Annotated in this window: 18 protein-coding genes, 1 tRNA gene and 1 pseudogene; 16 read left to right on the top strand and 4 right to left on the bottom strand. The window is 63.8% G+C overall.

The window, feature by feature from the left end:
• Positions 1 to 18: 18 nt before the first annotated feature.
• A tRNA-Met gene (locus GGR23_RS15765) sits at positions 19 to 95 on the top strand.
• Positions 96 to 341: 246 nt separating this feature from the next.
• On the opposite strand, the gene GGR23_RS15760 is transcribed toward GGR23_RS15765, so the two are convergent.
• Together GGR23_RS15760 and GGR23_RS15755 are read right to left on the bottom strand one after the other, a co-directional pair.
• Positions 342 to 563 (bottom strand): hypothetical protein, encoded by a 222-nt coding sequence (locus GGR23_RS15760; protein ID WP_183367252.1) that lies wholly within the window; start codon positions 561 to 563, stop codon positions 342 to 344.
• Between the two features lie 251 nt (positions 564 to 814).
• Positions 815 to 1,636 (bottom strand): AraC family transcriptional regulator, encoded by an 822-nt coding sequence (locus GGR23_RS15755; protein ID WP_246365624.1) that lies wholly within the window; start codon positions 1,634 to 1,636, stop codon positions 815 to 817.
• Between the two features lie 152 nt (positions 1,637 to 1,788).
• Between GGR23_RS15755 and GGR23_RS15750 the strand changes: the two genes are divergently transcribed.
• A complete protein-coding gene (locus GGR23_RS15750; protein WP_183367250.1) occupies positions 1,789 to 2,568 on the top strand; it encodes an IclR family transcriptional regulator in 780 nt (259 codons plus the stop codon).
• Between the two features lie 47 nt (positions 2,569 to 2,615).
• On the opposite strand, the gene GGR23_RS15745 is transcribed toward GGR23_RS15750, so the two are convergent.
• Both GGR23_RS15745 and GGR23_RS15740 read right to left on the bottom strand, forming a co-directional pair.
• Positions 2,616 to 3,485 (bottom strand): alpha/beta fold hydrolase, encoded by an 870-nt coding sequence (locus GGR23_RS15745; RefSeq protein WP_183367249.1) that lies wholly within the window; start codon positions 3,483 to 3,485, stop codon positions 2,616 to 2,618.
• A gap of 128 nt (positions 3,486 to 3,613) precedes the next feature.
• The gene (locus tag GGR23_RS15740; protein ID WP_183367248.1) at positions 3,614 to 4,444 is read right to left on the bottom strand and encodes an IclR family transcriptional regulator; all 831 of its coding nucleotides are present in this window, start codon (positions 4,442 to 4,444) and stop codon (positions 3,614 to 3,616) included.
• 104 nt (positions 4,445 to 4,548) lie between these two features.
• Here GGR23_RS15740 and GGR23_RS15735 point away from each other — a divergent pair, with 104 nt between their 5' ends.
• From GGR23_RS15735 to GGR23_RS15675, 14 genes and pseudogenes are all read left to right on the top strand, one after another.
• Positions 4,549 to 5,004, top strand: coding sequence for a hypothetical protein (locus tag GGR23_RS15735; protein ID WP_210296987.1), 456 nt, complete (start codon positions 4,549 to 4,551; stop codon positions 5,002 to 5,004).
• A gap of 32 nt (positions 5,005 to 5,036) precedes the next feature.
• The gene (locus tag GGR23_RS15730) at positions 5,037 to 5,885 is read left to right on the top strand and encodes an alpha/beta fold hydrolase (protein WP_183367247.1); all 849 of its coding nucleotides are present in this window, start codon (positions 5,037 to 5,039) and stop codon (positions 5,883 to 5,885) included.
• A gap of 193 nt (positions 5,886 to 6,078) precedes the next feature.
• The gene (gene attM / locus GGR23_RS15725; protein ID WP_183367272.1) at positions 6,079 to 6,849 is read left to right on the top strand and encodes an AttM family quorum-quenching N-acyl homoserine lactonase; all 771 of its coding nucleotides are present in this window, start codon (positions 6,079 to 6,081) and stop codon (positions 6,847 to 6,849) included.
• Positions 6,850 to 6,893: 44 nt separating this feature from the next.
• On the top strand, positions 6,894 to 8,060 hold the full coding sequence (locus tag GGR23_RS15720) for an ABC transporter substrate-binding protein (RefSeq protein ID WP_183367246.1): 1,167 nt from the start codon (positions 6,894 to 6,896) through the stop codon (positions 8,058 to 8,060).
• Between the two features lie 117 nt (positions 8,061 to 8,177).
• A complete protein-coding gene (locus GGR23_RS15715) occupies positions 8,178 to 10,022 on the top strand; it encodes a sugar ABC transporter ATP-binding protein (protein WP_183367245.1) in 1,845 nt (614 codons plus the stop codon).
• Positions 10,019 to 11,410 (top strand): ABC transporter permease, encoded by a 1,392-nt coding sequence (locus GGR23_RS15710; protein ID WP_246365584.1) that lies wholly within the window; start codon positions 10,019 to 10,021, stop codon positions 11,408 to 11,410. Before GGR23_RS15715 ends, GGR23_RS15710 begins: the two co-directional genes overlap by 4 nt.
• A complete protein-coding gene (locus GGR23_RS15705; RefSeq protein WP_246365580.1) occupies positions 11,410 to 12,774 on the top strand; it encodes an ABC transporter permease in 1,365 nt (454 codons plus the stop codon). The genes GGR23_RS15710 and GGR23_RS15705 overlap by 1 nt, the downstream gene beginning before the upstream one ends.
• 48 nt (positions 12,775 to 12,822) lie before the next feature.
• On the top strand, positions 12,823 to 13,524 hold the full coding sequence (locus GGR23_RS15700) for a bacteriorhodopsin (protein WP_183367244.1): 702 nt from the start codon (positions 12,823 to 12,825) through the stop codon (positions 13,522 to 13,524).
• 48 nt (positions 13,525 to 13,572) lie between these two features.
• A complete protein-coding gene (locus GGR23_RS15695; protein WP_183367243.1) occupies positions 13,573 to 15,243 on the top strand; it encodes a flotillin family protein in 1,671 nt (556 codons plus the stop codon).
• Positions 15,244 to 15,313: 70 nt separating this feature from the next.
• Positions 15,314 to 15,742 (top strand): hypothetical protein, encoded by a 429-nt coding sequence (locus tag GGR23_RS15690; protein ID WP_183367242.1) that lies wholly within the window; start codon positions 15,314 to 15,316, stop codon positions 15,740 to 15,742.
• Positions 15,739 to 17,655, top strand: a complete 1,917-nt coding sequence (locus tag GGR23_RS15685; protein WP_183367241.1) for a sodium:solute symporter family transporter — start codon at positions 15,739 to 15,741, stop codon at positions 17,653 to 17,655. Before GGR23_RS15690 ends, GGR23_RS15685 begins: the two co-directional genes overlap by 4 nt.
• 29 nt (positions 17,656 to 17,684) lie before the next feature.
• Positions 17,685 to 18,809 carry a zinc-dependent alcohol dehydrogenase family protein gene (locus tag GGR23_RS15680; RefSeq protein WP_183367240.1) on the top strand — a complete coding sequence of 375 codons (1,125 nt, stop codon included), beginning with the start codon at positions 17,685 to 17,687 and terminating at the stop codon, positions 18,807 to 18,809.
• Positions 18,810 to 19,330: 521 nt separating this feature from the next.
• A pseudogene (locus GGR23_RS23635) lies at positions 19,331 to 19,690 on the top strand (protoglobin domain-containing protein); the annotation flags it as partial.
• Positions 19,691 to 19,765: 75 nt separating this feature from the next.
• Positions 19,766 to 20,689: a GGDEF domain-containing protein gene (locus GGR23_RS15675; RefSeq protein ID WP_246365574.1), complete on the top strand. Its 924-nt coding sequence runs from the start codon at positions 19,766 to 19,768 to the stop codon at positions 20,687 to 20,689.
• The last annotated feature ends 125 nt before the right edge of the window (positions 20,690 to 20,814 follow it).

The raw sequence follows: 20,814 nt of genomic DNA, 5'->3' as shown, positions 1-20,814 counted from the left end.
TAAGCGGTCCAAAATCAACGCGGGGTGGAGCAGCCCGGTAGCTCGTCAGGCTCATAACCTGAAGGCCGCAGGTTCAAATCCTGCCCCCGCAACCAGATATGACAAATGGCCCCAACCGGGGCCATTTGTCATATCTGGATCACGCTCGACGAGGAGGCTGACCCCCTCAAGCGACCCGAAGGCACCCCACAGCACACAAAGCGGCACAGAAAACCTCAAATCACACCAACGAAACCAACGATCCCTGCGATCCCAATGAGCCCCCTCCGCGGGGCTTTTTGCGTTTCTCGGCGCCGGAAACCGGAGTCTGTCCCATCAGATCCTCGATAACCTCGTTCTGCTCAAGGAGGGGGGCTCTTCTTGCCGGCTGCGAAGGTGAGGATGGCGGCGATATCGCTGCGCAGAACGATCGCCGGTTCTTCTCCGTCTGGCACAGGCTCGATCCGGTTGACGAGCGCGCGCAACATCTGAGCCGCCCGATCGATCTCAAAACTGATCATGGCTGGCGTACGGCCGTCTTCAACGAAGATCGGCTTCGGCTTGCTGGTCTTCGAGTTGCCCAAACCGCTTCATCTCGGGGGGCATCAGCATTGCACCCGTCTTGGGCCAGTTGAAGAGCCGCATTCAATGCATCTCCTTCCGGCAGAGGCGCGAAATGCCGGCTCTCCTCGCCTTGCCTCAAAACCAGCACCATCTGAGCCTCGCCAATTTCTTCCGTCCCTTCATCTGGATCATCCTCTGTCTCCGCACAGACCCAGAAGAGAAATCCCAGTTCCAGATGGCCCATTCTTTCTAGGGAGTAGGGGCCAACCGTTCAGCGCGAAAGCAGTTCTGATGCGCCCTGGCGGTATAGGCGCGGAGAAACGGCTGTGTGGTTCCGGAAAAAGCGGCTGAAATGGGCGGGGTCAGAGAAGCCAAGGCTACTGGCAGCGGCACTGAGAGACTCTTGCGACACCACGGTAAGGCGTATGGCCTGCTCCAGGCGTACGACATTCTGGAAGAGGCCCGGCGACATGCCCGTGCAGGTCTTGAACTGGCGGAAAAAGTTCGCCCGGCTCATGCCGATTTCCGCAATGATCTCATCGATGGTGTCGTAGTCGCCATTGTTCTGTTGGAGGTATTTCACCGCCTTGCGAATGCGCCAATCTACAAGCTGCGGTCTTCCCAGCCTCCCGACTGTTCGAACGGCAACCGCAGCCTGGTAAAGCGTAGAAAGAACGAGCTGACTCAGCAGCAGCTCCACCTCTGACCGGGAAGGCGAGGGACCGTTCAGGCAGTCCACCACCGCCATCAGCAGCCGGTAGCTGTCCCTCGAGACGGGACCGGAGCTCGACTTGAAGAAATCCAGCGGATTGAAGTCGCCGTGGTCGGCATTCAGTGCCGCGAGCCACTCGCTGTCGAGATACAATGCGATAATCTGCGTCGGCGGTTGGCCGGGACGGTAGACGAATTCATGGGGCCGCCAGGCATCCACCAGCACCACCGAATCATTGGTGAGCGGAACCGGGATGTCATCGACTATGAAGTTCGAATCCGCTCCGCCAACCTTGAAAAGCATGTGGCAGTGAGGATGTGCATGGCGCACGAGGCAATGGCCGAGTTCGACAAGCGCAACCCGACCGAAATTCCCCAGCATGACTCGCACGGCAGACGTCATGATCGCACTATGACTATGTTTCCTGCTTGAAAAAGATCAGAACCCTGCGAGTCAATCAAGTCGAGAATTGACTCGGCAGAGGTGTGAAGCGATACGGTATCGCGCGGAACACGAAAGGTGGGAGAAGTCAGTTGGACGAAGACGAGTCCCAGAGACTGAGGTTGGTTCCTGCCGTCGAGCGCGCATCCGTCATTCTCGATATCGTGTCCGCCTCGAAACGCTACCTGACCGTTTCCGACCTGGCCCGCGAAACCGCCCTTCCCAAGAGCACGGTGCATGGGCTTTGCACGACGCTGGTGCATCTTGGCCTGCTGATCCGCCGCCCGGACCAAACCTTTGTGCTGGGGCCACATCTCCTCAAGTGGTCGAATGCCTTCGATCGGCAGACCGATATCGCGGCTGAATTCGCGGCCCTGTGGGACCAGTCGGGCGCCTTTCACGACGCTGTGGTCTCGCTCTGCATTCTCGATGAACCCGATGTGGTTTTCATCGCTGCGCGCCAGACCAGTGCTCTCGAACGCTTTCCGGTCAAGCCGGGAATGCGCCTTCCCGCCGCCTTCTGTGCAGCAGGCAAGGCGATGCTGGCACGATTGCCGGACCATGAATTGCAAAGGGCCTACAGGACGTTCCCGGCGCCCTTGACCGAGCGGTCGGTCGAAAATCTGGAGGTGCTTCTCGAAGAGGTACGGACGATCCGGGCCGAAGGTATTGCCATCGATGTGGGTCAGTGCCAGCGCGGCGTCACGAATTTCGCAGCCGCAGTGCGCAATTCGCTCAACCGGACCGTAGCTGCCGTGCTCGTTAGCGTCGGTTCGGAGGAGCTTGCAGCCGGTGAGATCGACGGGTTTCGTACCGGTGCGCGCGAACTTGCGGATAGATTGTCGCTGAGGCTTGGAGCCGAACCCGCCTGAGAGATGCGCCGGGATCGTGGCGCCCGCTCCTAGATAGAGAGTGCCCATCACACGGCTGGTCCGGAGCCCATGCGATCTGGCCGGCGCTGCTCTTCGCGATCGTCCAGATGCCCGCAGATCAGGTCGAGTACCACCTCCGTGCTGTCATGCTGGGGAAAATGGCCGTCCTGGCGCAGAATCACCCATTTCATCGGGCCCGGAACCCGGTCCGACAGCGCCGCCATCTGGGGCTGCACGCCATATTCGTCCCGCAGGCCCTGGATGAGCAGCAGCGGGGCGTCCAGCGCGGCCACCTGTTCGAGAACCCGCTCGGGCGCAGCGCTTAGCGCGTCGCGACCCTCCGCCCAACACCGGATGGCGAGGGCGGGATCCAGGTGTTCTGCACAGAGACGTTCGATCTCCTCCTGGCAGCGATGGTCGGCCAGCAGTTCCGCCGTGACGGCGTTGAACTGGCGGTCCGCATGCACCTGAGGCGAAAGGGCCACCATCCGTCCAACCATTTCGGCATGCGCGCAGGCGAAAAGCATCGCAATTGCGACACCGTCGCTGTGGGCAACCAGATCCACCGACCGGATCCCCAGCGCGCGAAGCAGAGCAGGCAACAATCTCAGCGATTCGTGCGAAAGTCGGTCCGCAGCCTCAAGTCCTGTATGGGCCGGGCTTGCTCCCCGCCCGGGCCGGGAATAGGCAACGACGCGCCGCCCCGGGTGGCGCGCCTCGAGACCCTCGGCGATCTCCTCGAAGGATTCCATGCTGCCGAGTCCATGGGTGATCAGCAGGATTGCGTGATCCTGGTCCTTGCCGATGTCGAGCACGTCGACGGTGCCGGCATCCGTTTCGACGAGCTGCCGCCGCCAAGCAGGTAATCTTGCGATGCGCGCGGCTTTCGTGCTCCGGTCCTGTCTGAAATACAGCATTGATCCCCTCCCAAGGCCAGGTCGGTGCCGTCGTCCGCACGGGGGAAACGGCGCTAACCCTAGAAGATCATGTCATCATCAGCCCTGACTGATAAGCCCCGGTACCCATCGGAACTTGCCCGAGAATCTCATTTTTGCAACGGCGATCCCACGCCGCCGCCGCCACCTCCGGCAGCCGCCGAAAGGTCCGCGCCCATGCGATGCGAGAGGCGGGCGGCCATCTGCAGGACGTTCTCGATGATCGTGCCCCGTTCTGCGACCGCCTCTGCGTCCATCGACAGGCTGACGGCGACACCGGCAATCGGCCGGTTGCGCGAATCGAGTACGGTCGCCCCGAAGCAGACCATCCCCTCGGCGATCTGCTCCTCGTCGCAGCTGTAGCCATCGCGACGGATGTCACGAAGCTCGGCGAGAAGGTTGTCGACGGTGCGGACGCTATGGGGGGTTCGCGCTTCTGGCAGGCCCTGGGCATAGAGGCGGCGGATCTCGTAATCGCTCATGTGGCTTAGGAAGGCCTTGCCCGTTGCGGTGAAGGCGGCCGGAAGCCGCATGCCCACACGAAATTCCATACCGGTGCGAGAGCGTTCAGAATTGCGCGCCGCGATGTAGACCACTTCCACGCCGTCCTGGACGGTCAGCGTGATGGTGGCGCCGGGAAGCCCCGTTTCCTGGTCCCATATGGCAGCGAATTCCGTAGCGACGTCCGACTGGAGCGTGAAGGCATTGGACCAGCGCATGACATGCGGCCCGAGCTGAAATGTATGGTCGCTCCGGCGGATCAGCAGTTCCAGATTGACCAGAGTCTGGCACAGCGAATGGACGCTGGAGCGAGCGATCTTCAGCTCCCGGGATAGGTCGGAGAGGCTCAGGAATGTCCGTGAACGCGCGACGATGTCGAGGATGCGGGCTCCCCGTTCGAGCGCCGGCGACTGATGTGGCTTGGTTTCCCGTGAGGACATGAGGCAATCCGCAAATTCGATGAGCCGTCATTTTTCTTCTTGACATTTGTATAGCCCGGCGACTAGCGTCCAGTCCACTGAAAAGTGTTCAGCATATTGAACACATGTCGAAATGCGGTATGTGGCGCTGGAAGCTCAACCGCAGGGTAACAGAGGTGGAGGTTTCAGGCATGGTCATGAGCGTGCGAGACTGGGCTGTCCGTTTCGGCGAGGCGTCGGACCGGGACCCGACGATCGGGGCCATGGCGCGGTATTTCACGTGCCGCTACCTCTGGGACATGGGTACGCAAAAGGTGATCGTCGATGTCCGCGACGGGAAGGTGCACAGCATCAACACCGAGCCGCAGCCCCTCGACGCCTATGATTTCGCCCTGCGCGCCAGCCCTGCCACCTGGCGCGAATTTGCCAAGCCGGTTCCCGAGCCGATGTATCACGGCATCTGGTCGGCGAGCTTCCGCCGCGATCTCAAGATCGAGGGCAACATCCTCGTGATGATGCAGAATCTGCGCAATTTCACCGTTCAGTTCGAACTGCTCCGCAAGGTCGGCGTGCCGGTCTGACGACGTCTCCAGAGCCTACAGGAATCACCGGAATGGCCAAGCACTCCCCCGTAATCGGTCGTTACGTCACCATCGATGTCGACGGCTACGAATACAAGGTCTTCTATCTCAGGAACGGCAGCGGCGTTCCTCTCGTCTGTCAGCACACGGCCGGCTGCCACAATCACCAGTGGCGCGGCCTACTGGAGGACGAGTCGATCACCAGCCGTTACGACGTGATCGCCTATGATCTGGCCCGGCACGGCAAGTCGGACCCGCCTCTCAACAAGGAGTGGTGGAAGGAAGAATATGTCCTGACAGCCCGCCACTACATGAACTTCATCATTGCGCTCTGCGATGCCCTGGAACTGGACCGGCCTATCTTCATGGGCTCCAGTTTCGGGGGTAACGTGGCCCTGCAGCTTGCCCTGCACCACCCCGACAAGTTCAGGGCCGTCATTCCCGTCGAGGCGGCCGAGCATGCCCCCGGCTTCTATCTGGACTGGTGGCGCCACCCCCATGCCAACGCCGCGCAGGTCTGCGCCAGCGGCGTCTGGGACCTCATGGCCCCCCAGAGCCCGGACATGGACCGCTGGCTCACCTGGCACTACTACACGCAGGGGTCGGAAGCCTTCAAGGGCGACCTGTTCTTCTATTCGGTCGATCACGACCTGCGCGGCAAGCTCGGCAATATCGATACTCGCCGCTGCCCTGTCATCATGATGACCGGAACCTACGACTACCTGACGCCCCCGGAAGCGACCGAGAACACGGCCCGCCAGATCCCCGGCGGCATCTATATCGAAATGGAAGACATCGGCCATTTCCCGATGTCGGAAAATTATCCGCTCTTCGCAGTCTATTTGAAAGAAGCGCTTCGTCTTATTGAGGCGCGTACCTGAAACCGATTCCGAAAGCGGGAACTCAACCATGAAAATCATCGAATTCGACGACAAGGGGCGGCGCATCGAGACGGAGGCTCAGACGCCGTCGCGCGCGCAGGCCGCCTCTTCGCTCGCACCCCGACCCAGCTTCTCCCCGGCCCCGAAGGAAGCGCCCCGTGCGCGGCGCAAGTCTTCGGGGATCGAGTTGCACATGTTCCAGACGGGAACGCTGAAGACAAAGACCAAGTACATCAAGATGAACCAGGGCGAGGACGATTTCGAAATCCCCGTTCCGTGGTTCCTGATCAAGCATCCGCAGGGCAATGTCGTCATCGATGGCGGCAATGCTGTGGAGACTGCCATCGACAAGCGTGGACACTGGGGTTCGGTGGTCGACGCCTATGATCCGGTCATGGCGGTCTCGGAAAACTGTGTCGACCAGATCAAGATGGTCGATGTCCAGCCGCAGGACGTTCGCTACGTGCTGCAGTCGCACCTGCATCTCGACCATACCGGTGCCATCGGCCGTTTCCCGAAGGCGCAGCACATCGTGCAGCGCATCGAATATGACTATGCCTTCAAGCCCCACTGGTTTTCGGCGGGCGCCTATATCCGCGCCGACTTCGACCGCCCGGGCCTCAACTGGAAGTTCCTCGGCGGCGAGTTCACCGACAATTACGACCTGTTCGGGGACGGCACGATCCGGATGATCTTCACGCCCGGCCATTCGCCGGGACACCAGTCCTTCCTGATCACGCTGCCGGAAAGCGGCCCGATCCTGCTCACCATCGATGCCGCCTATACGGTCGACCATTGGGAGAACCGTGCCCTTCCCGGCCTGGTGACCTCCTCGGCGCAGGCGGTGGATTCCGTCGCCAAGCTCAGGCGCATCGCCCATGACACGAATGCCCTTGTCGTGACCGGTCACGACCCCGTCACCTGGCCGGGGTTCCGGAAGTCACCACAGGATTTCTATGACTGACCGCGGGACGGGATGACCCGTCCGCAACTAGGAGGAGAGTTGGAATGTTACGCAAACTGCTGTGCGCGGCGGCCCTGATCGCCGTTGCCGTCACCGGCGTTCATGCCGAGGGCGTCGACGAGCTCAACCCCGATGTCGCCAAGAGGCTGTACAACAAGGACATGCTGGATCCGATGCAGCCTGTCGGTCCCAGCAAGTGGCGCGACTTCAAGCCGAAGAAGGGTCCGCCGTGGAAAATCGGCTATGCCTCCTCCTACGCCGGCAACACCTGGCGTGCGGCCGCCATGGACGAACTGCAGAACGTGATCGTGCCGGAATGGCAGAAGCTCGGGCTGCTCTCGGAAGTGGTCGTCACCCAGTCCAACCTGAATGATTCCACGCAGATCCAGCAGATCCGCCAGCTCGTGGATCAGGGCGCCGATGCGATCATCCTCTGCTGCTCCAACCCCACCGCGCTGAATGCGTCGGTGAAATATGCGGCGGATAAGGGCGTTCCGGTCTTCTCGATGACCGGCTACCTGACCTCCGAATATGCCGTCAATTCCTCGGTCAACTACCAGGTCGGCGGTTACGAGATCGGCAAGGCCATGGCCGAGCAGCTGGGCGGCAAGGGCAACGTTCTCGTCGTCGAGGGCATTCCGGGCACCTCGGGCTCCGACAGCCAGAACCGCGGCGTGCTGGCCGGCCTCGCCACCGCGCCCGACATCAAGGTGGTCGGTTCGGTCGCCGGCATGTGGACCGATCAGGTTGCGCAGGGTGAAGTGCAGAAGTGGCTCGCAACCAACCCCGGCAAGCTCGACGGCATCGTCGTGCAGTCGGCGGCCGAGATGGGCGTGCTGCGCGCTGTGCAGCAGGCGGGCCGCGGCGAAATCCCGGTTGCCATCGGCGGTGAACTGGGCGCGCTCTGCTACTGGCGCAAGAACCCGAACTACATCAATGCCTCCTATCAGCTCTGGCCGCCGGCCGACGACATCCAGCTGATGTGGCACATCATGATGCGCACGCTGCAGGGCCAGGGCCCGAAGGTCCAGTCCATCCTCGTCGATCCCGTGAAGCTGACCCATGAGGATCTCACCAAGGTCATGGACGAGAACTGCAATCTCGACAGCGCCGAATGGCTGAAGGTCGGCGCCAAGCGCTGGGGTTACGATCCGTCCTATCTGGACGACTTCTTCCTCCGCCCAGCCGATCCGCGCGCCTTCAAGCCCTGATCGCCCGAGGTCCGGCCGCGCCAGCCTGAAGGTGGCGCGGCCAGCCCTTCCGACACTGCCCTTTTCAGAACCGTTCTCCTGTTTCATCGGCCGCAGCCCGGCCAGATGGGTAGCCCCATGACGTCCTCCGTTCCAGAAATCGCACAGCCTGCCGGCCGGGAAACCATCCTGGTGCGTGGCGTGAAGAAGTATTTCGGGCCGACCCGGGCGCTCGACGGTGCCTCCTTCTCCGCGCGGGCCGGCGAGATCCACGCCATCGTCGGCGGCAATGGTTGCGGCAAGAGCACCATGGCCAAGGTCGTTTCGGGCATCCTGCCGGTCGACAGCGGCACGGTCTCCATTCTCGGGGAGACCCCCTCGACACCGGCGGAAAGCCGGGCGCTTGGCATCTCCACCGTCTACCAGGAGGTGCTGGTCGCGGACGAAAGCTCCGTCGTCGACAACATCTTCATGGGATCGGACCGGCTGTTCACCAAGACCCTCTCGCAGGAGCGCAAGGTCGTCCGTGCCGCGGAGCTGATGGAGGAGCTTTCCGGCGAACCCGTCGATCCGCATGCGCTGGTCGGCACGCTGCCGCTCGGGCTCAAGCAGTGGATCACCATCGCCCGCGCGCTGCTTTCTGAGCCGAAGATCCTGATCCTCGACGAAAGCTCCGCCGCGCTCGATTTCGATTCCACCGAGCGCCTGTTCCAGCGGATGCGCGCGCTTCGGGACCGGGGAACGACGATCCTGATCGTCACCCATCGCATCGCCGAGCTCGTGCGCATTTCCGACCGGGCGACCGTCTTCCGGGACGGGCGCGATGTGGGCGTGCTCGAGAAGGCCGACATCACGGAGAAGAACCTGCTGCGCCTGATGACGGGCGAGGATCGCTCCTCGGGCCACTCCCATGCCGAGGCCCCGAGGCCCCGGAGCGCGGAACTCGCCATGCGGGCCAGCAGGCTCGCCGTCTGGCCGGGCGGCAAGACCTTCGATTTCGACCTGCGGCGGGGCGAGGTGGTCGGCATTTCAGGCCTCGACGGCCAGGGACAGGATGCCTTCGTGCGCGTGCTGGCCGGCGTCATGCCCGCCGCCCAGGGCCTTGTCGAGGTGGCCGGACGGGACGGCACCTGGTCGCCAGTCCGCACGCTCCCAGAGGCTGTCGCCGGCCGAATTGCCTATGTCTCGGGCGACCGCAAGCGCGAGGGCATCTTTGCCTCGCTCTCGATCTTCGAGAACATGGTCATGCCGCTTTACCGGGAAAAGAAGCGGGGCGGCATTCTCGGCTTCATCGACCGCGGCACGCTCGCGACTCTCTTCCGACGAGAGGCGGAAAACCTGCTGATCAAGTTCGGCGTGAAGGAAGACCGCATCACCTCGCTGTCGGGCGGCAATCAGCAGAAGGTTCTCATCGGCCGCGGCTTCGCCATGCGGCCCGACGTGATCATTCTAAACGATCCCGCCCGTGGCATCGATGTCGGCGCGAAGACGGAGCTTTACCGCCACCTGCGCACCTTTGCCGAAGAGGGCAAGGCGGTCATCTATCTCTCCTCCGAAATCGAGGAATTCCTGGGTTTTGCCACCCGCGTCGTCGTCTTCCGCGATGGCGCGCCCTTCGATGCCTTCGATGGCCGGGGGCTCGAGCCGAAGCGGGTGCTGGAAGCCATGTTCGGGCAGACGGGCGGGGAGGGGCTCGCCTCGGCGGTCCATGGCCTTCGACCGGGCGTGGAAGGGGCGGGCGATGCTGCTCATGACGCCCTTCTGCCATCGGCCGGTGCCGGTTCCGGGCCGCGGATCCGTGTTTCCGTGCCCGACCGCCTGAAGCCTCGTCCTGTTTCCGTGACGCCACCTGCGCCCGTCCTGCCCCTTGCGGCAGACCCGTCCGATCCGGTCCCGCCCCGCAGCCGTTCAACCATCGCAAGGCCTATCCGGATCGTCGAATTCGGCGAAAACGGCACCAGGATCGAAGGAGGGCGGCCATGAGCCTTCCCGTCACCCCGTCATCCGCCGCCATGCCGGCGAGGGCCGAACTTCAGGGAGGGCGCTCAAATCCTTTCCTGCTGATGCCGATCACGCTGTTCTTCGCACTGCTCTCGATCGCCGTGCTGAGGACACCCAGCCTGATGACCGCCTCCGGGATAGGCGCGGCGATCATCGTGGTGACGCCCCTGATCCTCGCGACCTACACGCTGATGGCCTCGACCATTTCCGGGCGCGGCACCGTGGATCTCTCCGTCGGCCCGCTGATCGGCTTCATCAATGTGACGATGATCCAGCTCAATGCCGCCGGCATGCTGGAAAGCCCGATCCCCGTCTTCCTCTACTGCATGGCCGTCGGGGCGATCTACCAGCTCATCTTTGCGCTCATCGTCATCTATGTCCGGGTGCAGCCGATCATCGTCTCGCTTTCCGGCTATCTGGCGCTGTCAGGGATCAATCTCGTGATCCTGCCGCGCCCGGGCGGCATGGCACCGCCCTTCATGGCCGAATGGGGCTATGGCACGTCCATCTTCTCGCCCGTGCTGATCATCCTGATCCTTGCGACCGTCGCCTGGCTGCTGTTCACCGCCACCGCCTTCTACACCCACCTGCGCCTGATGGGCTCGGACGAGCGGGCTGCCTATACGTCAGGCGTGCCGATCACCGTCGTGCGCATCGGCGCGCACCTCATCTCGGGCTGTTTCGCAGGTCTTGCTGCCATCTGCTTCACCGCGCTGATCTCCTCCGGCGACCCGTCGCAGGGCACGACCTACACGCTGATCGCGGTGACCGCGCTCGTGCTCGGCGGGGCTTCCCTTGCCGGGGGTCGGGGCGGCGTCTTTGGCTCGGCGCTCGGCGCGCTGAACCTCTACATGATCACCTATGTGCTCTCGACCTTCAATTTCGGGGCCGTGCAGAGCTTCGTCACCAATCTGGCCTATGGCGCGATCCTGGTGATCTCGCTGCTCCTGACGCTGCTGATCCCGGTCATCCAGCGGCATATCCGCAATTTCTCGCCGCTTCTCTATTTCGTATCGCTGTCGGTCGTGGTCCTCGGCATCATCCTGCACGCGACCTTCGACTACGCAAGCCTCGGTGCCGCCCCCGCCGTGATGCCCGGTCCGATGGACCTGCAGGCCGCGCTGACGGGGCCGCTGGAGATCGCCTCGCTCGATCCCGCGACGCTGGCTCTTCGGCTCGAGGCTGCCCCGCTCGTCTTCTTCGCCCTCCTGCTCGTCATCATTGCCGTCTTCCTGCGTCTCGCAGTCAGCCAGTCCAGCCGCAGAAGCATCGGTCCCGCCATTGCGGTTGTCATCGCGGCGCTCGTGCTCGGCGGCGCGCTGGTCATGCATGAGGGCCTGTCGTCACCCGCTACGGAGGCCGTCAACTGATGGAGAAGCTGCCCCAGATCAGCCTTCAGGCACGCATTCTCGGTCTGGTCCTCGCCCTGCTGCTGGCGGGGCTGGGTGCCGGTTTCGGCTTCGCGCAGGGCATGGCCGTCCAGGTCGTGATCCTATCCGGGGTCGCCACGCTGGCGCTTACGGTCTGGGCCTGGCGCTATGTCATCGGCCAGTTCGTCGAGGGCGATCCCACCTCGTCGACCGAAGGCCCCGGCGCGCTCCGCCAGACCTGGCTTGCCTATCGCTGGCCGCTGATCGGCCTCGCCCTCGTGCTCGCCGCCTTCCTGCTGCTGTCGCTGACGATCGAGGGCTTCTTCAACATCTGGAACATCATCTCGCTGGTGATCCTGCTGGCCATTCTCGTGCTGACCCGCACGCTCGGCCGCCAGTTCCAGCAGAACCGTTCCGCCTTCATCGGCATCATGGTGCTGGCCGGCCTTTTTTCCGTAGGGTCGATGAACATCGAAGGGTTCTCCTCCGGCAACAACATCAAGTCCATGCTGCTCTTTGCCTCCTTCCTCGGCATTGCCTCGGTCGGGCAGACGCTGGTGGCGCTGCTGGGCGGGCTCGACCTCTCCATCCCCTTCATCATCGGCGGCGCGAATGTCGGCCTGCTCTATCTCATCGGCCTTGGCGTTCCGCCGTGGCTCGCGACCCTCATCGTGCTCTTCACCGGCGCGCTGCTCGGCGTGATCAACGGCCTGCTCAGCTACCGGCTTCAGGGCCAGGCGCTGATCGTGACGCTCGGCACCGGCTTCGCGATTTCCGGCGGCGTACAGATCGTCACCTCCATCGGATCGGCCTATTCGGGCAACGTCTTCGGCACGGTTCCTGCCTGGCTCTCCAACATCTCGGCGATGAACGGCACCACCTTCGGCCTGCCGTTCCCGCCGGTCATCCTGATCTGGGCCGTGATTGCCGTCATCCTGATCCTCGGGCTCCGGACCACCGTCTATGGCCGCTATCTCTACGCGCTCGGCGTAAACCGCACCTCGGCCAGCCGCGTGATGATCTCGGAGATGCGCTACTGGGTGATCATGTATGCGCTCTCGGGCTTCTTCGCGGCGCTCACCGGCGGCCTGCTGCTCGGCTGGTCCGGCGGCGGCTTCATCGGCGTCGGCGACCAGTATCTCTTCCTCACGCTTGCAGCCGTTGTCGTCGGCGGCACCTCGCTGCTCGGCGGCGCCGGCGGCTACGGCTTCACCGTCATCGGCGTGCTGGTGCTCCAGGTGCTCTCGAGTTTTCTGGTCGGCATCGGCCTCGATTTCAAATGGCAGCAGTTCATCTTCGGCCTGCTCATCCTTCCCATGGTGGCGCTCTATGCCCGCTCGCCGCACATCCGGACGCAGATCTAGGGAGAACCCAATGCGACACGACCTTTTCCTTCAAGGGGGACAATAACCATGGCGGTCTATCAGACTTCCGACCTGACTGCGGCGAGCTTCTCCGTCGCCCTGTTCGGCCTGGCCGCGACCACGGTGCTGCTCATGCTGGGCAGCGCCTGGGTCGGACGGAAATGGCGCCTGCCGGTCGCGCTCTGTGCCATCGCGGCACTTGTCGGCATCGGCTCCGTCTTCGAGGCGCGCGAGGCGTGGCTTGCCGGCCAGGGCGTTCCGGTCGTCTATCACTATGTCGGCTGGTCCGTGTCGATGCCGCTGCAGGTGATGGCGCTCTTTTTCCTTGCCCGCACGGCGGGCCGGCTTTCCGCCGGCCTCTTCTGGCGCCTGGTGGTGGTGTCGGCGCTGATGGTCTTCGTCCGCTATCTCGGCGAAGCGCAGTTCATGCATCCGACGCTCGCCTTCCTGATCGGCCTCGTCTTCTGGCTCTACCTCCTCGGCGAATTCTATTTCGGCCGGATGGACGACGTCATCCGCTCCTCGACGGGCGATTACCTTCGCCGCGGCTATTTCTGGCTGAGGCTGATCGTCACCGTCGGCTGGGCGATCTATCCGCTCGGCAATTTCCTCACCGCCTTCGCCGGCATGACCGACGATGGCAGCCTGTCGATTGCCTACAATCTCGCAGACATTCTCAACCGCATGGCCTTCGGCGTCGCCGTTCTAGCGACGGCGGCCCTCGTCACCGAGGAGACGGCCCATGCCTGAAATCCATCTCTTGCCTGAAACCCCTGCTCATTCAGAAGGAACACGTCCATGAAGGGTGCAGACGTCATAGCCATCATCATCCTGGCGGCGATCGTCATCGCTGTTGCCGCCTATCTTCTGCACTGGCTCTACCGCCGTTCCACCAAGGACGTGAGCTTCGTTCGCACCGGCTTCGGTGGCGAAAAGGTCGTCATGGGCGGCGGTGCGCTCGTGCTGCCGATCCTGCACGACCTGACCGAAGTGAACATGAACACGCTTCGGCTGGAAGTCACCCGTGCCCGGGAAAAGTCGCTGATCACCAAGGACCGCATGCGTGTCGAGCTGACGGTGGAATTCTATGTCCGCGTCTCGCCCAATACGGATGCGGTGGCGACCGCGGCCCGGAGCCTCGGCAACCGCACCATGAATGCCGAGCAGCTGAAGGACCTGATCCAGGGTCGCTTCGTCGACGCCATGGGTGGCGCGGCCGCCAAGATGACGCTCGAACACATCCACGAAAGCCGCCAGGCCTTCGTCAAGGAGGTGAAGCAGGAGGTGGCCGAAAGCCTCGCGCTAGACGGTCTCGAGCTCGAATCCGTCTCGCTCACCTCGCTCGACCAGACCGACATCAAGCTCTTCGATCCTTCGAACACCTTTGATGCCGAAGGTCTCACCCGCCTCACCGAGCAGATCGAGAGCCGCAAGAAGAAGCGCAACGACATCGAGAAGGACACGGCTGTTGCCATTCGCGCCAAGAACCTGGAAGCGGAAAAGCGCAGCCTCGAGATCGAGCGTGACAGTGAGTATGCCCGCCTGACCCACGAGGCGCAGGTGGCCATCGAACGGGCCGCGAAGAAATCCGAGATTGCCGCCGAGAATGCGCTCCGCGAGCGCGAGATCGAAGCGGTCAAGCTCAAGGAGCGCGAGGCCGTCGAGCGCAGCCGTATCGACATGGAGCGGGAAGTCGAGATGCTGGAGATTCGCCGTCGCGAGGTGATCCAGATCGAGGAGCAGGCGCGTGAAATCGCCGTGTCGCTGAAGTCCAAGGAGCGTTCCGAAGCACAGGCCGAGGCCGAGCAGGCGCGGGCGCGGATGATCGAGGCGCAGGAGCGGGTGCTCACCATCCGCGACACCGAGATCGCCAATCGCCAGAAGGCCATCGAGAAGATCGAGGCCGAGCGGGCAGCCGAGGCGGAAGCCGCCCGGATCCGCATTCTCGCGGAAGCCGAGAAGGCTGCCGCCCAGGATCGCGCCGATGCGGACCGCATCGCGGTCGCGGCGCTCGAGGAACGCATGAAGGTCGAGGCCGAGGGCAAGGAGAAGCTCAACGCCGCCGAGAACATGCGCTCCGATGCCAGCCGTCGCTCCGCCCTGCACAAGGCGCTGGTGGAGAACCTGCCCGCCATCATCCGAGAAAGCGTCAAGCCGATGGAGAAGATCGAGGGCATCAAGATCATGCATGTGGAAGGCCTGCCGGGCCTTTCGGGAACCGGTGGCGGACCGCTTGTTGCCGGAGCTGACGGCGGCGCACCGCGCGACGGCAATCTGGCCGAGCAGGTGGTGAGCTCCGCCCTGCGCTACCGGACGCAGGCCCCCTTCGTCGACACGCTTCTCGGCGAGATCGGCCTGACCGCCGACACGGTTCATCGGCCCCACACGCTGAGCGACCTGTCGAAGATCGTCTACACCGAGCCCGCCGCGCCGGCCCCTGCCGGCAAGGACAAGGCGCGCCCGAACTGATGCCGCGACCGCCGGCCGGGAGATGATCCGGCCGGCACCTCCCACCCGATCCGACTGAGGAAAACCGACCATGAGCCAGACCGATCACCGCATGGACCGTTCCGTCCTGATCTTTTCCCTCTGGGGCGTGCTGGGTTTCCTCGGGCTCGGCCTGTTTCTCGAAGGGATGCAGCGCGATCTCTGGTCTGTCTCCGCGGGCGGCGTTGCGCTGATCGTTCTTGCATTCGTCGCGCATATCATCGTCAACGGCGTCTATGACACCGGTTTCAGCCAGGGCGAGGCGGCGCTTGGCATCGGCGCCTACGGACTTCTCGGACTTGTCTTCGTGTTCTCGGCCATCGGCGGCACCATGACCATGGCCGACTACTATGCGGGACTGACGCTCTTTGGCGTGCTGGCGGCCGGCTTCCTTGCCTATCTCTTCACCAGACATGGCCTGCGGGGTGCCTTCTCGCGCTTCCACATCAAGCCCATGGACAAGCGGGAGGAACGCCTGTGATCTGGCTGCCGCTCTACGGACTGTTCTATGCCATCGCCACGCTCTACTGGGCCCGCATCGCCACCCGGGCGAATGGCGACTACCAGACCTATTTTTCCGCCGGTCACGCCCTTGCGCCCTGGATGTCGGTGCTGGTGATCGCCGGGGCCAGCCTGTCCGGCTGGGCGCTGCTTGCCGGCAGCGCCGAAATCGGCCGCAATGGTTTCGGACTGCCGGCGCTCATGCAGGCGGGCATCGCGCTTGCGCTCCCGGGCGTTCTCTTCTTCAAGCGAATCTGGTTGCTTGGCCAGCGCCTCCGTCTCTCATCGCTGACGGAACTGCTCCGCGCCTACTGGGGCTCGGAATTCCTCGCTGCGTTCTCGGCGGTCGTCGCAGTCATCTTTGCCGTGGCCTTTGCCGGGCTTCAACTCCGCGCCCTGTCCGGCCTTGCCGCCGATCTCAGCGGTGGCATGGTCAGCCGTGAGATCGCCTCGGTGCTTCTCGGCCTGATCCTGGTTTCCTATGTGGTCATCGGCGGCATGCGGGCAGTCGGTGCGCTCGGCACGGTCCAGGCGGTGCTCGCCGCATCGGCGGTCGTCGTGCTGGCCGCTTTCGCGCTGGTCGATGCCGGAGGATTTGCCGCCCTCAATGCAGGCCTTGCGAGGCTCGCGGCTGATCCGGCGACGGCGGGCCGTTTCCTGGTGGCCGGGGTGATCCAGTTTACCGCGGGCATCGGTCGCGAGGCGGCGGCCGGCCACGAGGGCACCGCGCTTGCGAGCCTCTCCTTTGCCATGGCGCTGATGGGCGTGCAGGCCAGCCCGATGATCATGAAGGTGGTGCTGTCGACCGCAAGTCCGCGGGGCTTTGCCGCCGGCCAGACCTGGGTGATGGCGGGTGCCTTCGGCGCGCTGGTCGCCTTCTGCATGGCAACGGTCGGCGCGGTCGCGCTGATCGATCCGGCCCATGGGCTGGGTGGGTTGCTGGCGGGCCTGTCGCCGTGGTTTTCCGCATGGCTCTTCATCGGCCTGCTGGCCGGGGTGCAGCTCATGGCGGGGCTTGCACTTCTCGCCGCCGGCGAGGCACTGGTCCGCCATCTCTACAAGCCCTGGTTCCATTCGACCCTCTCCCGCCGCGATACGGTGACGCTGGTGCGCGTGGCGGTCGGCCTTGGCCTGCTCGCCAGCCTGCTGATGCAGGCGCTGACACCCGTGGCGCTCACATTGCTTGCCTCGCTGGCGCTGCCGCTGGCCTTCCAGCTCTCGATCCCCCTGCTCGGCATGACCTGGCTGCGCTGGATGACCCCGCCGGCGGTCGTGACCGGCGTCGGTTTCGGGATCGCCGGCGTTCTCCTCACGGAGCCCTTCGGTATTGCCGTTCTATCCTTCTTCGGACTGGACCTGCCCTGGGGCCGCAATCCCTGGACCATCCATTCTGCCGCCTGGGGCATGGCCGCCAATCTGGCGGTGACGCTGCTGGTCTCCGCCTTCACGCAGCGGCGCGGCTTCGGCGAGGAAGGCCAGGAGGCCCGCCGCTTCCTGTTCGGCCTGCTCGGCGGCAATCCGCGCGTCCGGGCCCTCCGGTCGACGGCCTGGTCCGTCACGCTGGCCTGGCTGTTCCTGGCGCTCGGTCCCGGCCTGATCTTCGGCAATTATGCCTTTGCCGATGCGGAAGGCCACTGGGTGCTCGGCATGCCGCCGATCTGGGGCTGGTCGCTGATGCTCTGGGTGGCGGGTGTCGTGCTGGTCTGGTTCCTCTCCTACAAGATGGAACTCGCAAGCCCCGTCCTTGTCGATGTCCCGGCCTATGAACCGCGCCCGAAGCTTCCCCGCCGGCAGGGCGAGGCCGAACGGGAACGCCGCCGGATCGCCCTCATCACTCTCGCCATCGGCTTCAGCCTGGCGGTTATCGCCGCCCTCTCCTTCGGCCAGGCCTGACGCAACATGCACATAAGGAAACAACCGACATGAAAGCCAGGATTGCGCTTCTGAGATCCATGGGTGCCGCACGCCCCTATCAGGATTCCAAACCGCTCGAGATCGTCGAGGTGGACCTGGACGAGCCCGGCGCGGGCGAGCTGCGGGTCCGCATGGCCGCTGCGGGTCTCTGCCATTCGGATCTTTCCGTCATCAACGGCGACCGTCCGCGGGACATGCCCGTGGCGCTGGGCCACGAGGCCTCCGGCATCGTCGAGGCGATCGGCCCCGGGGTCAGCCGCTTCCAGCCGGGCGATCATGTGGTGCTGGTCTTCGTGCCGTCCTGCGGCCATTGCGTGCCCTGCGCCTCGGGCCGCCCGGCGCTCTGCGAGCCGGGGGCAGCGGCCGCCGCCCGGGGAACGCTGATCGGCGGCGAGCGCCGGCTTCGCTATCGGGGAGAGCCGATCAACCATCACATCGGTGTCTCGGCCTTCTCCACCCATGCCGTCGTGTCGGAGAACTCCTGCGTCAAGATCGACCAGTCCATCCCGCTCGACCGGGCCGCCTTGCTCGGCTGCGCGGTGTTGACGGGGGTCGGTGCGGTCCTCAATTCGGGCGAGCTGAAGATGGGGCAGAGCTGCGCCGTCATCGGCCTCGGCGGGGTGGGCCTCGCGGGTCTGCTCGGTGCCATCGCGGCGGGCGCCGAGACGATCATCGCCGTCGACACCGCCGAGCACAAGCGGGCGCTGGCGCTGGAGCTGGGTGCAACCCATGCGATCGATCCTTCCGCCGAAAATGCCGTCGCGGAGGTCAGGGCGCTGACCGGCGGCGGCGTTGATCTCGCCGTGGAACTGGCCGGTGCGGCCCCGGCGCTGAAATTTGCCTACGACATCACCCGGCGCGGCGGAACGACGGTGACCGGCGGGCTGCCCAATCCCAAGGCAGAGCTCAGCCTGCCGGCGGTATCGCTGACGGTTGGCGAGCAGACGCTCAAGGGCTCCTATGTCGGCTCCTGCGTTCCGGTGCGCGACATCCCGCGCTTTGCCGCCATGATGCAGACCGGCAAGCTGCCGATCGAGAAGCTGATGACCCATCGCATATCGCTCGACGAGATCAACGAGGGGTTCGAACGGCTGGCAAGGGGCGAGGCAATCCGGCAGGTCATCGTCTTCTGAAAAGGTCTGCCGTCTGATTCTCCCATCTTGTCTGGCGGCAGGCCGGATAGGCCATGAGAGATAAGGGCATGCCTGTTGCGAGGCCGGTCTTCTGGCAGGAATGAGCCTGAACGCCGGCCACCATCGCGATGCCCTCGACGCAGGCGCCGTCGCGTTCCTCGAGCGTTGATGTCCCATGTGCCGTGGGTGAATTTCTGCTGGCGTTGTGTCAGGCTAAGGACGGCAACCGATAGAGGGGAGGACATGAAAGCGGCCGGTGCCCATCGACGGCACTTTGCCTGGTGTCCCGTCCGCATGGTTTGTGCATGGCCACAATTCTACCTGCAATCCTGCCCCCGCATCCGAGAGAAGCCCGTCTCTCAAAAAGACGGGCTTTCTTGCGTCGCACAACCAGATTCCCCCAAAGGCCGAAGCCCGCACCAAAACCCCAAGCCCCTCCGGCTTCATCCCCTTTCGGTCACACAGGATCTCTGGTATCGGGAATGTAGTAATTAACTATAACATAAAAGACGGCCACATCCGTGCACGAAAACCAGAACCAAGGCCAGCAGACCCCCCCGGCACATCCATCCCGCGGCCTCGAAATCGCCAAAGCACTCCTCTTCGCACAGGCCGGCCTCCTCGCTTCATCCTTCTATGACGCTTTCCTCCGAGATGAAGATGCTTCGAACTTCCTCTCCCATGCCGCCGTCCAGCACAAACTGACCAACAGCCTGAAAGGATGGTTGGTCGATATCTGCCTGTTGAATCCCGAGGAGGAGGCTTTTGCCCAGAGGCAGCGGCATATCGGCGATATTCACGCCCGCCTCAAGATCCCGATCCATCTTGTTCTGGAAGGGGCAGCCCGCCTGAAAGCGGACATGACGCAGCTTCTCCAGGAACGAAACCTTCCGCCAGCAGATGCGCTGGACGCCTTCGTCGCATTCTCCCATCGAGTGGACAGCGCGATGTGCCACATGAGCGCCGCTTTCGTTCAGAAGTCGGGACAGAGAGCCCGGGCGGACGAGGCCTACCGGCTGTTTGCCCTCGGCCAGGATGTCAGTGCCGAGCGGGAAGGCCAGCGCGCTGCGCTCATGGAGTGGAGCCACACTGTCCTCTTCGACATTCTCGCCAATGGCACGGGGGATAACTGCAAGCCGCTCTCCCAATCGCCCTTCGGCCTTTGGGTGCGTCACCGGGCCGGTATCCTCTTCGAGGGCACGGGGGCACTCGAGACCATCCGCTCCGCCATGCGCGACATCGATGATTTCATTCTGCCCGGCCTCAATCCGGAGGCAGCGGTCGGACCCGAAGGTGCTTCGCATTTCATCGGAGAGTTGCGCCGGCGCATCGACGAAATCAAGTTCCTTCTCAACGATCTGTTCCAGACCGCGAGCGCGGCAGAAAACGGACATGATCCGCTGACGCGTACGCTCAACCGGCGTTTTCTCCCCTCCATTCTTGGAAGAGAGCTCGCTCTGGCGGCAAGCAACGACGTTCCGTTCTCGGTCCTGATGCTCGACGTCGACCACTTCAAGTCCGTCAACGACCGATACGGCCATAGCAGCGGCGACGCGGTTCTCCAGCAGGTGGCAGACCTGCTGCTGGGGGCGGTGCGCCCCGCAGACTTCGTCTTCCGCTTCGGCGGGGAAGAGTTCCTGATCGCCCTCGTGGAAACCAAGCTCGGACGCGCCCTCGAGGTGGCCGAATCCATAAGGCGGATATGCGAAGCGCATGTCTTCCGGCTCCCGGGACAGGAAGATATCCATGTCACGGTTTCGGCCGGTGCCGCCCAGTTTGAGGGCCACCCCGACTACACCTATCTGATCAATGCCGCCGACGAAGCCCTTTACCGGGCGAAGAATGCCGGTCGCAACCGGGTGGAAGCCGCCCGCGGCTGATGGGATCCGGGGCCGATGCAGCGGCTATTCCCGTTTCCTCTATCGCCCCGGCAAGGGGACGTTAACGTTTATTTTCTATTGATGGAGTTGGCGCCCCTAATCCATTTATGATGAGTGTTGTGAGT

This window comes from Gellertiella hungarica, assembly GCF_014197145.1.
Classification (GTDB): domain Bacteria; phylum Pseudomonadota; class Alphaproteobacteria; order Rhizobiales; family Rhizobiaceae; genus Gellertiella; species Gellertiella hungarica.
Note: the sequence above shows the minus strand (reverse complement) of the source record. Positions and strands in the feature narration are given on the sequence as shown.

What these genes read in the sequence shown, in the direction of transcription:
- GGR23_RS15755 (WP_246365624.1), bottom strand. Translation starts at nt 1,636, where the DNA reads ATGCTGGGGAATTTCGGTCGGGTTGCGCTTGTCGAACTCGGCCATTGC.
- GGR23_RS15745 (WP_183367249.1), bottom strand. Translation starts at nt 3,485, where the DNA reads ATGCTGTATTTCAGACAGGACCGGAGCACGAAAGCCGCGCGCATCGCA.
- GGR23_RS15740 (WP_183367248.1), bottom strand. Translation starts at nt 4,444, where the DNA reads ATGTCCTCACGGGAAACCAAGCCACATCAGTCGCCGGCGCTCGAACGG.
- GGR23_RS15735 (WP_210296987.1), top strand. Translation starts at nt 4,549, where the DNA reads ATGTCGAAATGCGGTATGTGGCGCTGGAAGCTCAACCGCAGGGTAACA.
- GGR23_RS15730 (WP_183367247.1), top strand. Translation starts at nt 5,037, where the DNA reads ATGGCCAAGCACTCCCCCGTAATCGGTCGTTACGTCACCATCGATGTC.
- attM (WP_183367272.1), top strand. Translation starts at nt 6,079, where the DNA reads ATGTTCCAGACGGGAACGCTGAAGACAAAGACCAAGTACATCAAGATG.
- GGR23_RS15720 (WP_183367246.1), top strand. Translation starts at nt 6,894, where the DNA reads ATGTTACGCAAACTGCTGTGCGCGGCGGCCCTGATCGCCGTTGCCGTC.
- GGR23_RS15715 (WP_183367245.1), top strand. Translation starts at nt 8,178, where the DNA reads ATGACGTCCTCCGTTCCAGAAATCGCACAGCCTGCCGGCCGGGAAACC.
- GGR23_RS15710 (WP_246365584.1), top strand. Translation starts at nt 10,019, where the DNA reads ATGAGCCTTCCCGTCACCCCGTCATCCGCCGCCATGCCGGCGAGGGCC.
- GGR23_RS15705 (WP_246365580.1), top strand. Translation starts at nt 11,410, where the DNA reads ATGGAGAAGCTGCCCCAGATCAGCCTTCAGGCACGCATTCTCGGTCTG.
- GGR23_RS15700 (WP_183367244.1), top strand. Translation starts at nt 12,823, where the DNA reads ATGGCGGTCTATCAGACTTCCGACCTGACTGCGGCGAGCTTCTCCGTC.
- GGR23_RS15695 (WP_183367243.1), top strand. Translation starts at nt 13,573, where the DNA reads ATGAAGGGTGCAGACGTCATAGCCATCATCATCCTGGCGGCGATCGTC.
- GGR23_RS15690 (WP_183367242.1), top strand. Translation starts at nt 15,314, where the DNA reads ATGAGCCAGACCGATCACCGCATGGACCGTTCCGTCCTGATCTTTTCC.
- GGR23_RS15680 (WP_183367240.1), top strand. Translation starts at nt 17,685, where the DNA reads ATGAAAGCCAGGATTGCGCTTCTGAGATCCATGGGTGCCGCACGCCCC.
- GGR23_RS15675 (WP_246365574.1), top strand. Translation starts at nt 19,766, where the DNA reads ATGAGCGCCGCTTTCGTTCAGAAGTCGGGACAGAGAGCCCGGGCGGAC.